This window comes from Microcoleus sp. N3A4, assembly GCF_036701805.1.
Taxonomy (GTDB): Bacteria; Cyanobacteriota; Cyanobacteriia; order Cyanobacteriales; family Microcoleaceae; genus Microcoleus.
Genome location: NZ_JAUBRJ010000048.1, coordinates 45,089 through 57,500, shown reverse-complemented (window position 1 = coordinate 57,500; position 12,412 = coordinate 45,089). Strand labels below are relative to the sequence as shown.

General features: G+C 49.0%; 8 protein-coding genes. 1 reads left to right on the top strand and 7 read right to left on the bottom strand.

Annotated features, from left to right (window positions below; genetic code table 11):
• Window positions 1–532 precede the first annotated feature (532 nt).
• The 7 genes from QUA56_RS24245 to pilM form a co-directional block, all read right to left on the bottom strand.
• Window positions 533–2,008 carry an NAD(P)/FAD-dependent oxidoreductase gene (locus tag QUA56_RS24245; RefSeq protein WP_333362725.1) on the bottom strand — a complete coding sequence of 492 codons (1,476 nt, stop codon included), beginning with the start codon at window positions 2,006–2,008 and terminating at the stop codon, window positions 533–535.
• 393 nt (window positions 2,009–2,401) lie between these two features.
• Entirely contained in the window at window positions 2,402–3,685 is a 1,284-nt protein-coding gene (locus QUA56_RS24240) for an aminotransferase class I/II-fold pyridoxal phosphate-dependent enzyme (RefSeq protein ID WP_333362722.1), read from the bottom strand.
• 15 nt (window positions 3,686–3,700) lie between these two features.
• Window positions 3,701–3,991: an HU family DNA-binding protein gene (locus tag QUA56_RS24235; protein ID WP_006634837.1), complete on the bottom strand. Its 291-nt coding sequence runs from the start codon at window positions 3,989–3,991 to the stop codon at window positions 3,701–3,703.
• A 554-nt stretch (window positions 3,992–4,545) separates the two neighbouring features.
• Window positions 4,546–6,945: an AMIN domain-containing protein gene (locus QUA56_RS24230; protein WP_333362719.1), complete on the bottom strand. Its 2,400-nt coding sequence runs from the start codon at window positions 6,943–6,945 to the stop codon at window positions 4,546–4,548.
• 286 nt (window positions 6,946–7,231) lie between these two features.
• On the bottom strand, window positions 7,232–8,032 hold the full coding sequence (locus QUA56_RS24225) for a pilus assembly protein PilO (RefSeq protein ID WP_333362716.1): 801 nt from the start codon (window positions 8,030–8,032) through the stop codon (window positions 7,232–7,234).
• On the bottom strand, window positions 8,029–8,943 hold the full coding sequence (locus QUA56_RS24220) for a PilN domain-containing protein (RefSeq protein ID WP_333362713.1): 915 nt from the start codon (window positions 8,941–8,943) through the stop codon (window positions 8,029–8,031). Before QUA56_RS24220 ends, QUA56_RS24225 begins: the two co-directional genes overlap by 4 nt.
• A 442-nt stretch (window positions 8,944–9,385) precedes the next feature.
• Window positions 9,386–10,480: a type IV pilus assembly protein PilM gene (pilM, locus tag QUA56_RS24215; RefSeq protein ID WP_333362710.1), complete on the bottom strand. Its 1,095-nt coding sequence runs from the start codon at window positions 10,478–10,480 to the stop codon at window positions 9,386–9,388.
• A 446-nt stretch (window positions 10,481–10,926) separates the two neighbouring features.
• Between pilM and QUA56_RS24210 the strand changes: the two genes are divergently transcribed.
• On the top strand, window positions 10,927–12,210 hold the full coding sequence (locus QUA56_RS24210) for a sugar ABC transporter substrate-binding protein (protein WP_333362707.1): 1,284 nt from the start codon (window positions 10,927–10,929) through the stop codon (window positions 12,208–12,210).
• Window positions 12,211–12,412: the final 202 nt, after the last annotated feature.

Sequence of the window (12,412 nt, the reverse complement as noted above, 5' to 3'; positions counted from 1 at the left end):
CAGCTTACATAACCACCCAGAGACTAAGAGGGCCCAAGCCCAACAACGTCCGCGAATCTTTCTGAGAACCGCTATATGTTAGAGCTATTGATACGGCAGTTAAGACTAAGTAGAAAATGAAGGAAGCTAAGGCTGATTGAAGGAAAGCAGTTGAGAGAAGAGGAATTGAAGAGGCTAATCAGGTACTTAAGAGTATTTTTGAAACCGATGCTTGTATGCGATCGCCTATTAAATCTTAATGTCAAGTTTAGGTGATAATTTAATGTCATTAGTACAATTCGGGCGGAGCGGAATTTAAAGTGGCAACCAGAGGAAATTAATTTTTTGTGCCAGATTGCGGATAACTTGGGATTCATGGAATCGCCAGCCGAATTATTTGTCCAGATGCCACAACAAGCTGCCTCACTCTAATAAGTGAATCAGGTATTAAATGCTAAAATTCAGAAGTAGACTATGGAACTAGCCCAAGTCAATTATATTTTGCCACTCACATACTTACAATTACGAATTACCAATTACCCCTTTGATTTTTTTACTTCCAATACCTGCGCCAGTGAAACAAATTCTCCCACAAATTCTGCATAAAAGTATTGCTGCCCAAGCGCTGCAACTCCCAAACAGCCGCAGTTTGACCGTTAATTGCCGAAAAACTCGACCAAATATGAGGAAGTTCGGCGATCGCCTCAACCTTCATCCCGTGACGCACAGCCAAGGCGATCGCGTGAATCAACTCAGCAGCTTGCGGCCCCACAATACTCGCTCCCAAAATCTCCCCGTTGCGGCGCCCGACAATCTTACAAAAACCAGTTGTCTCCCCGCACATTTGAGCTCTTTCAATATTCTTAAAATATTCCCGACTAATAATTAGATCGTCTCCAAAACGGCGCCTTGCTTGCGCTTCAGTCAAGCCAACCCTCGCCAATTGCGGGTCAGAAAAAATCGCCCAAGGAATCCCGCGATAATCTATTTGAAACAGCGGCAAAAACAAAGCATTTTTTACAGCTACCGCAGCTTCGCAATTAGCGATGTGAGGGAACGGATAACCCCCAGCAAGATCGCCGATCGCGTAAATGCGGCTATTAGTTGTTTGCAGCTTTTCATTTAAAATTACCCCCCGATAATTGAATTTAACCCGAGCCGCTTCGAGATTTAACGATGCAAAATTGTGCCCTCTACCGGCGGCTAGAAAAATCTCCTCAGCTTCGATCGCCCTAGGCCCTGCTTGAATCCATTTTTTACCATCAATCACCCTAGCTTGAGTCACCTCAGTAGCAGTCAGAATCCGCACTCCTTCAGCTTCCATTGCAGCTTGAACCAACCCTGCCGCCTCCCGGTCTTCTTTAGCCAAAATGTGCGAACTTTTCACCACCAAAGTGACAGCAACCCCCAGCCGAGCAAAAGTCTGAGCCACTTCGACACCGCTGGGATCTGCGCCGATTACAGCCAAACTTTTAGGCAACTGTTGAAGTTTTGCTAATTCCGCAACAGTTTCCGAAGTAAAAAAGCCAGCAGACGAAAGTCCTTCAATATTGGGAATCGCCGGCAGAGTTGGACAAGCTAGCAAATAACAGAACGATCGCAATTTCCGCCCGCCCGCGACAAAAGCAAAATCCGGTTTCGCAACAAACTCGCCGCTGCCAAAAATAACATCGACACCGCGGGCAGCCAAAACGCCGAGATCGTCAATTTCTGACAAATTAGAAACAACTCCCTCGGCCCACTTCAAAACCCCGTCAAACCGCAATTCGATCGGCATGGAGGAATTAGCGGCTTCCCAGCGCGCCCCAAACTGTTGGCGATCGATCTGCTGGGCAAAACGAGCAGCCTCGCTCAAAGTTTTGCTGTATCTCAAACCAAGGTCGATCGACTCTTTCCCCGCAGTCGGCAAATCTTGCGAATTACTGAGCGGTTCCACCAAAGCAACGCGGGCCGGGAAATTAGTTGCAGTCAAAGCAGCATAACGTCCGGCCGGAGTTCCACCAATAATCACTAAATCATAGTCAAGCATAAATAAAGAAGTCAGTTGTTGGTTGCTAGTTGCTAGTTGCTAGTTCCTAGTTGCTAGTTGCTAGTTTTTTGTTATTTGTTATTTGTTAAGTAAATGGACAGAATTAATTACACAAAATAGAATCTTAAATTCTCTTCCTATGAGCCTAAAAAAATTATATCTGTGTAAATATTTCTGTTTGTGTACTTAGGAATGAAAAATAAATAAGGTGACTAATAGAGCAATAGTTTACCTTGGAGCAAGGCTTCTGGGGTTTAATTGTGCAAGTTATTTATTTTTCATTCCTTATTTGTTGTAAACAGTCAACAGTCAACTGACAACTGTCAACCGTCAACTGTCAACCGTCAACTGTCAACTGACAACCGTCAACTGACAACCGTCAACTGACAACCGTCAACTGACAACTGTCAACTGACTAATGACTTCTTTAAGTCCAGCAATCAGCCGCAGATTGTCCGCCCTTGAGCGCACGGCCACCCGAAAAAACCGATCGCCCAACTCAGGAAAACTCAAACAATCCCGAATCAAAATCCGGTGTCGTTCCAAGAGACTTTTTTGAATCGAAGAAACCGACACCGACGACTCAACCAACAAGAAATTAGCTGCCCCGGCAATTGGCTGCAAACCCGGCAAATTAGCTAAACCCTCAAATAGCTCTCGGCGAGCAACAGGCAGCCAATCCCAAGTTTTCCGCTCAAAAACAGCATCTCGCACCACAGCAGCAGCCGCCGCCGCAGCCAAAGCATTCACAGGCCAAGGATCGCGCAGCAACTGCCAGCGGCCCAGAATATCGGGATGGGCGATCGCGCAGCCCAAGCGCAGTCCCGGCAGAGAATAGAATTTAGTGAGCGATCGTAAAATCACCAAATTCGGAAACTCCTCAACAGCATCGATCAAAGTTTCCTGCTCCGAAGGCGGTAAAAAGTCCATAAAGGCCTCATCTACCACCACCATACCGAACTGCTTCACATAAGGCAAAATCGCCTCCCTAGCGAACAGCAAACCCGTAGGATTGTGCGGGTTGTTCAGCAGCAAACCTCGTCGAGATGGGGCATCGAGAGCAAGAGGAACTGGGATACGGAAAGAAGGGGAGACAAGGGAACGGTTAGAAACCGACAAATCATCCGTTACTAACCCGTTTCCTGCCCCAGCGTCCAACGATTTCAGTTCCAACTGAGATGTTGCACCATGCTCAATTAGTGGTTTAGGAACAGGCAAGATGCCTGTTCCACAAGAAAATTCATCTCTTGTGGAATGGGCATCTTGCCCGTTCTTGACAATGGTGCAAGTTGTGAGATCCAAAGGACATTTCAGCACCTTCGCCCCAAAAGCCGAAAGAGCCCGCCAGTAATCGCCAAAAGCCGGAGTCACCAAATAAGTCGCCTCCAGCTTCGACAAATCCCAAGCCGCCCAAGTCAACAATTCTGCCGAACCATTCCCCGGCAAAATCCAATCCGGGTCAACATTCAATGCCTCACCCAAAGCAGTCCTGAGCTCTCCATAATCCGGGTCTGGGTAAGCCGTCAGACTGCTCAAGTGAGCTTGAATCGCATTCAATGCCGACTCAGGAGGGCCCAAAGGACTGATACTGGCAGAAAAATCGACAATAGCAGAGGGAAGGCAGCCTGCCAGTGCGGCTGCCCAAGCTAAATTCCCACCGTGTACAGGTCTAATCAAGACTCAGTTCGCCAGCTATTCTGCGTTTTTCGGGGGTGCAACTCTGTCCTTAAACAACTTCCCTGCAGAAAATGCAGGAACTCTGGTTGCCGGAATTTCCATCTTGTCGCCAGTTTTGGGATTGCGACCCTCGCGGGCCTTTCGTTCCCGCGACTCAAACGAGCCAAAACCGACCAGCGTCACCTTGTCGCCGTCGGAGACAGCTTCCATGATTGCTTCCAAGGCTGCACTCAAAACGGCATCTGCCTGTTTTTTCGTGACACTAGCCTTTTCCGCGACTGCATCAACCAATTCACCTTTGTTCATTCCGAACTCCTTCTAGGATTTGCAAAATACGTTAAACAGAGTTCAACTATTAGCTGTGAGTGGTAACTGCATTTGAGTTTGGGTTCGGAGGTTTGGGTTGTTCCCGATGGCTCCTGTCCGCTTCCCCAATTAAGAACTCCTGCTGAATACCAATTACCCTAGGGTAATTGGTCAGAAAAGGAATTTTTTTTTCTAATTGCTGAAAACCCCACAGCATCTAAGTTTCACTGCATTATTCTAAAGTCTTGCCGACCTTTATGGATCGGTGGAACCTTTAATTTATATGGAACTTGCCAACTTTTTTTAATTAATCCCAAAATTTAGGTAAAAAAAAACCACCTTGGAGAGAAGATTTCTCGCCTCTGTGGATTTGAGAGCAGAAAAAAGGAGAAATAGAAAGAATAAAATGTCATTTGTCAAGGGTTCAAGGAAAATTTATTCCTTCTGATTTTGTTATTCTCAGGAAAAAAGGCAGAAGTCAGAAGGAATAAAGTCGGAATTGTCAAGGGCAAAACTAAATTTCTTCCTACTGACTGCTGACTGCTGACTGCTGACTACTGCCTCGGTTGGACGGGCTGACTCCGCTGCAACAGTTGGCGGGCGTCGGGACTGATGTTGTTTTGGTAGCCAAAGTTCGATCGATCGCTATCATCCAAAATCTGCGGTGTCAGCAGCACAATCACTTCCGCCCGCTCGTTGATTTTATTCGTCCTCCTGAACAGCGAACCGATAATCGGCAAATCTCCTAAAATCGGAATCTTGTTCGCTGTAGTCCGTTCTTGGTCGCGGATAATCCCCGAAATAATCAAAGTCTGACCGTCCCGCAGGCGAATTAACCCTGACTGCAAAGAGCGCTCTTGCAGCAGGGTGATACTGTTACTTTCTGCGCCAGTGCTGAGGGATTGAGACGGGCCGATCGCGCTGACGATCGGATTCACCCGCAGAGAGACAAAACCGTTATCGTCGATTCGATCGATCGCCACTCCCAAGCGCAAACCGGCCTGACCTTTTTCAGCCGTCACCGTTCTGGTAGTTTGACCTTGTGTTGACTGCGTTTCCGACCTAATGTTAGTGACCACCTCTTCAGTGATATTCACATTCGCCGTTTCCCCTTCTTGGACAACCAGAGTCGGGTCAGTCAGGATTTTAGCGTTCTGACTGACAATACTTGCTTGCAAGTTAGACAAAAACCGTCTCGGATATTGGAACAAGGGGAAATTGCCGAAAGTTGCAAGTCCTGAGCCGATGGTCGATCCAAGAATGTAATCCGTAATTCCAACTTGCCCGGGGTTATTAGTAATTGGAGCTATCGGCTGGAGGAACACACCCTTGGCTGGACCTTGGAGACCTTGACCTGTAAACGGCACGATACGCCGACCGTTCGCATCGTAGAAAGGAGTATCCCTGTATTCTGTGGGAATGTCTCGGTTCTCTATAATCGGCCGATTAGCTATGCCACTAGTTACAGTCGTCTGATCGGGCGGATTGATGCCGCCAAAATTGACGATCGCCGCCCCATTGTCATTGACAAAGAAACTGTTATTAATTCCGAAAGAGAAACTGCTGCTAGTGTTATTTGCTCCCGACAAGTTGATATCGATCACCTTGACGTTGACAGCCACTTGACGGCGGCGCAAATCTAGCTGTGTCAAGAAAGCCACAGCCATGTCAACTTTGCGCGGGTCGCCCACCAAAGTGATGGAATTGAGCCTCGCATCGGCCAGCACCGACAATCCCCTCAACAAGAGCGGCCCGTTGCCGTCCTTAGCGCCGATCGCCTTAATATCCGGTTCCCGAATTTCCACATCCCGCGCGGCATTTCCCTGGCCCACGGTTTGAATCGTCACCCGAGTAATCGGCAGTTGAGTTTCCGCACCTTGAGCGCTCAAAAAGTTAGCTGCATCGGTAGATCTGACTTGATTGAGCCGCAGAGTCCGAATGATAATATTGCGCGAGTCGATCGGCAAGCTAGTCCCGACAAAAATCGTCCGCCCCTGGCGGTTAGCTTGCAGTCCGCTGAGCCGCAACACATAGTTAAAGACATCTTGCACCGACTCATTTTCGATGTCCAAAGAAATCTTCGGCCCTTCATCTGAACCGGAGGCTCCCGGCTGACCGGGCACTGCGGCTTGGCCCGGTTGAGCGGTGGCCCCGCCGCCTGTAAAAGCGATGTTCAATCCCGCAGCGCGGGCCAGCAGAGCCAAAACGTCCCGGACTGGGGCATCCCGCAGCACCAAGCGGGGGATGCGTTCTCCCGAACTCAGTTCAATATTTCCCGCGCCGGGGGCGATGTTCGACACTGCGATATCTCCCAAGGGCGGCGCCACGGCCCGCGGCTGGAAAGGCGGAGCCTGATTGTTCTGGGATTGAATTTCGCTGGGGAGGGGCGGGCGATCGTTCCTGGTAACAGTAACTTCGGGATTTGGCAGCAGCACGCCTGGGTTTTGCGACGTGCGGACTTGGGGAGCCGGCCGGGGATCTGTTTGGCTCAGCGGCAGTCCCGGAGGCGGCGGGGGTACACTTTGGGCAGACTGCGCTGTACCGCCCTGTCCGGCAACGCTGAGGACGATGTTTTGCCCTTGTCCCGGAACAATTTGTCCGTTGGGAACTCCGTTGGTGCCCGCTACCACCACGCGGATGCTGTTAGCCTCTACCTGGCTGATTTCTACTGAAGAAATTCCCGGAGCGGGGTTATCTTGACGGAAGCTGTTGCCTTCGGGCAAGCGGAGCTGGGTGTTGATAATTGTGGCTTGGTAAGTATTGCCGTTATTGATGGCGAAAACTTGCGGGCGATCGCCCTTTTCGGTAGCCAGGACAATATTTACCCCATTATTGCCTTGACTTACTTGCACTCCTGTGACTTGAGTCGGCGCTGCCAAGACGGGGGCTTGCGCGATCAGAACTCCTGCAACGCTGCACAAGAGTCCTCCACTTAACCGTAGATGCTGTTTCACGTTCTCTCCTCAACTACACTTTGTTATTTGTTGTTCGCAGTCTTTTGTCGCTAGCTGCTAAACTGACTGAAATATTTTCTATTCGAGCCTTTTTTGAAGGTAGAAGTTAGAATAAGTTCGGCCGAAACTCTAATTTTTGATTGCCCTCTCAAAAAACCTTTTTTCTGGCATTCATAATATTTTTTGATTCAACCTTCTATCTTCTACCTTCTACATAAGTTCCTTCTAGATAAGTGCTGAAAAAGCGACTTTTTTGGAACCACAGCTAATATCCGCCAAACTACCGCTACTTAGCAGCAGGACTCGGAGCCGGAGTTGGCGGCTTTTCTTCTTGCTTTAACGGCAGCAGCGCGTGCAAATCAAAAGCAGTTTTAATTTTAGTTTGCGGCTGCTCCACAGGGATTATTTTCCCTTTCAAGAAGTCAACTTGAATTGCCTGAGTGGATGCTAGCAATTCAGATTTCAAATTCCTCACTACCAACAGCGACTGCATCAACTCTAAGTTACGCATAAAATTGCGGGTTTGAGCGAAATTGCCTTCAAACTCTACCTTAAATTTTTTGCGTCTGAGCTTGCCAGCCAGAGACGGCCCGAAAGACGTATCTTTTAGAATATCTGGGTCTAGACCTCCCGGCACGGCGGTTGCTGCTGCTACTGGCGGGATATCCGGCTCAAATTTGGTAATTTTAGCCTTGAGGTCATCTCCTTGCACCCCCGCGTTGATTCTATTAACCAGTTGGGTCATGTCAAGCAGCAGCGTGTTGGCGCTGGCGTCGCTGGCAAACATTGCCGTCACGTTGGCCCGGCGCTGTTTTGCTTCTTCTTGCTTTGCTTCTGCTTCTGCCTTTTTTTGAATTAGAGTTTGCAATTGCAGTTGCGTTTGCTTGCTTTCGCTAATTTTTTGCTTGAATTCGCCGCCTTTTTGGAATTCGGGCAGTACGAACTGGTAGACGAGGTAGCCGGCAATTCCGAGGCCGAGAACCGCCACGCCGATTGCTTGGACTTGGGGTGTCAGCTTAATTCCGAATATTTCCTTAGTCCCTGTCTCTTCTGCTTGTCCGCTAGGACTATACTCTGCTGCTGTCATGGTTTTTTCACTTCTCCTTTTTGTGGTAGCACTCCTTTTTCTTGAAGTGTTTCTATCCGTATTGCTAGCCCGTCTGCTTGCTTGCTCCGCAGCTCGGGGAGCAACTCGGAGGCCCCCGTCGGGCTGAGCGTCGTTTCAATTTTATATTCCACCACCGGTCGCAGTTTGGGAAGTTCTGTTAATCCTGCTGCGTTTTGGTTGCGTACTTGTAATTGTGCGGGGTTGTTTTTTAATGTGGCTGCTACCAGTTTGGTATCGGTGTTGAGGAAGAAAGGAGAGCGCTGGACTAGCAGCATAAAGTCGTTAACTTGAGCAAAGGTACTGGCTATCCCTGAAATTTGTACTTTTGCTGCCTGCTGCGGGACGACTGGAGTGGGAGCGGCAACCGGGGTGGGGCTGGCGGGGGACGGACTCGCCCCCGGAGACGGACTCGCTCCCGGGGAGGCGGCGGGAGTTGCTGCAGGCGGGGGTGCTGCTGCAACGGGGGAGGGACTGGGGTCGATTTGCTCGATTTTGGAAATTTGCACTCCGGCGGGAGTCCGGGCACTGAGGTCTTGCAGCATCGCCGACCAAGGTTTAATTTGGTCGAATACTCCGGCTAATGCTTGGTATTCGGCGGTAACTTTGTCGGTTTCGGCGTTGATGGCTTTGATGGCGTTGGCTTGAGTGTTTAACTTTGCCACTTCTTGGTCGAGGGTTGCTTGTTCTTGGGCCAAGTTGGTGTTTTCGTTAGTCGCCCACCACCACGCGCCCATGACTGCGGCGTTGATGCCGAAGGCAAACAGCAGCGCCCCAATTAGGGGCAGTTGGTCTTTGGCTCCACCAGAACTTTTTTTAGCTGAGCTTTTGGCTGCAGCGACGGGTTTGTAGTCAGGACGGTCGTTGAGAAAATTAATATCTAGGCTGTACATGGCTTCACTCGATTTTATAGCAGAAGGAAGAAGGCTTTAGTTATCGTCGCGAGAGAAGGAGGAAGGCTTTAGTTATCGTCGCGAGAGCAGGAGGAAGGCTTTAGTTATCGTTGCGAGAGAAGGAAGAAGCAATAAAAGCAATGGTTTGTGCAATGCGAGAACGTCCTCACCGTCTTGGCTGTTACTAGAGATTTTAATTGGAAATTTTAGATTTTAGACACAGCGCAATATTGTGGGTACAAGTGAAAGATTTATTTAGGGAAGAAAGAAACAACTTTCTGCCTTCTACTGAAGGAAGCGGCTGCTTCTACCTCCGATATTTTACCTTTTACCTTCTACCTTCTACCTCCAATATTCTACCTTCTGCCTTCTGCTTTCTTCTTTCGGAATGGGCTTTTACCTAAAATTCTCAAATCGGTTTTTCTATCTAAAAACTGTTAGGTCACATAACCTCCCTGAGTCCTAAACCTAGGGCGACTCCTAAACCTGCTCGCTGTTCTGGGGTAATTTCTTCGCTGATTTCGAGTCCTAGGGTTTCTATGGGATCGACTTGAGATGCGGGCAAGCTTAATCTTTGCATAAAAAATTCGTCGAGTTTGCCGATCGCAGCTCCCGGGCCTGCTAACAGCAGTTGCGCTACTTCGAGTTCTTCGCTCTGGTTGAGGTAAAAGTCTACTGAGCGGCGCAGTTCGTCTGCTAGTTCTCCCAATACTTTAATCATCGCATTTGTGCCTGGATTGGCGTCTCCCGAGGCGCCCATTGTATCTGTGACTGGCAGGGTCATGCCTTGCAGTTCGGTGGTGTCTCTGGTTGGCGGCAGGTTCATGGCTTGGTTGAGGGCGGTCTGGATTTGGTAGGTGCCGATCGGGATGGTACGGTTGAACTGAGGTATGCCGTCCACTACTATAGCTAACTCGGTACTGTCAAATTCTATGTCGGTCAGGACTGCGGCTTCTTGGGAGGAAAATTGTTGCAGTTGGTCTTTGAGGGTGCGGATCAGGGCAAAGCTGGTCACTTCTAGCACGTCTATAATCAGTCCGGCTTCTTTGAAGGTTTCGATGTATGTGTCGGTAACTTCTCTGCGGGTTGCTACTAACACGACTTGCACTTTTTCTACGCCGTCGTCATCTACAAATAAGCCGATTTTTTGATAGTCTACGTCGGCGTCTTCTCTGGGAAATGGCAAGTACAGTCCTGCTTCGGCGTTCATGTAATCCCGCAGTTCTTCTTCGTTGAGCTCTGCGGGAACTGGGATGAGGCGGATGACGGCTTCGCGGCCGGGAATGGCTGTGGCTACTCGCTTGGCTTTGATTTTGTTTTCGGCGAGGACGGCTTTTATTAGTTCTGCCATTCCCGGCGGATCGACTATTTGTCCTTCTTGTACTATGTCTTCTGGAACTTCTATTGAGGCTAGGATGCCTAATTTTAATGCCTGAGCTTTCTTTTCGAGCTGAATGATGTTGATGCGGTCTGGGGCTATTTCGATCCCGATTCCTGGCTGGCGTTGGGAAAGTAGACCTTTGAAAAAGTTAACCATGTGATTGGGTCGTCGCTAATTGCTATTTTTTTATTTTGTAGTTGGCCAGCCTGATTCAGCGCCCGGTGTTGGAGGGTTGGTTTCCAACTGCCGCAAGAGTGCTGTAATCTCGGTATCCCGCCGTAGCTGCGCCGATCCGTCTGTGTTGCGCGATCGCTAGTTCCGGTTTTATGCTATCCAATTTACTTGACAATAGCTATTCTGTTGCGAATGTCAATAAATTCCAGCTCGATCGACCGAAAACCTGCCGATTCTGCACAAAAACCGACTCGCTAGGGGGCCCGGGTACAAAACTCTCTCTCGCATTCGATCGCGTTTGATTCGGGCGATTCCCTACCCTACCCTACGGGAACCCCTACTGGGAACGGGAACCCCTGCGGGGAACGGGATAGCTTCGCTTCACGCTTTTTTGTCTGACGGTTCCCATAACTCTCAAATTTTATTCTATGAAACGTAAATCTTGGCAACTGTTTGCTGTTTTTGGGCTGGTGGGGCTGCTGCTGGCTGCTGTGGTAAGTTGCAGCAAGCCGGCTGTGAATTCCCAGGCAAATAATACGCAGGAAATCGAGTTCTGGACTATGCAGCTTCAACCTCAGTTTACTGAGTATTTCAACAAGACGATCGCCGGTTTTGAAGCGGAAAATCCGGGGGTGAAGGTGCGTTGGGTGGACGTTCCTTGGTCGGCGATGGAAAGCAAGATTTTGGGGGCGGTTTCGGCGAAAACTGCGCCGGATGTGGTGAACCTAAATCCCGATTTTGCTTCGCTGTTGGCGGGACGCAATGCTTGGCTGGATTTGGATTCTCGAATTCCGCAGCAAGTTCGATCGCTCTATCTCCCAAATATCTGGAAAGCTAGTGTGCTCGAAGGCAAGAGTTTTGGCATTCCTTGGTATCTCACAACCCCGGTAACTATTTACAATACGGAGTTGTTGAAGAAGGCTGGAATTGCTAAGCCTCCGGCTACTTATGCCGAGTTGGCACAGGTTGCGAAACAGGTGAAGGAGAAGACTGGTAAGTTTGCTTTTTTTGTGACTTTTGTGCCGGAAGATTCGGCGGAGGTTTTGCAATCTTTCGTGCAGATGGGTGTACCTTTGGTGGACGCTAAAGGCAAGGCTGCTTTTAATACTGCTAAGGGGAAAGCTGTTTTTCAGTATTGGGTGGATTTGTACAAGGGCGGACTTTTGCCGCAGGATGTTTTGGTGCAGGGACACCGCAGGGCGATCGAGCTTTATCAAGCTGGGGAAACTACTTTGTTAGCTTCGGGGCCTCAGTTTTTGAAAGCGATTTCTGAGAATGCTCCGAGTATTGGTGCTGTTTCGGCTGCTGCGCCTCAAATTACGGGGGAAACCGGCAAGAAGACTGTGGCGGTGATGAATTTGGTTGTGCCCCGCGACAGCAAGCGCCCTGATGATGCTGTCAAGTTTGCTTTGTACGTGACTAATTCTCAAAATCAGTTGGCTTTTGCTAAGGCTGCTAATGTTTTGCCTTCTACGGTTGAGGCTTTGCAGGACGGTTATTTTAAGACCGTTCCCGCTGATGCTCCTGCAGCCGATCGAGCTCGGATTATCAGTGCTTCTGGGTTGAGTTCCGCCGAGCTGTTGATTCCGCCTTTGAAGGATGTTAAGAAGTTGCAAAAGGCGATTTATGACAATTTGCAGGCGGCGATGTTGGGGGAGAAGTCGGTAGACCAAGCTGTGGCTGATGCGGCTAAGGCTTGGGATCAAAGGTAGTTTTTTATTGAAGCTGGGGCGGTATTTTATTTGCGATCGCCCCTTGCTTTTTTCTGCTACTTGACGTATTATTAAATAATGGGAATCCGTGCCGTCATATAAGAATAAATCGGCTTTTAAATGTAAGGTGCGTCGCATCGAATAGCTTCAAATTATCACCAAATTTTCGGGAGCGACGCACCTTACGATTAGCGATCGTCAC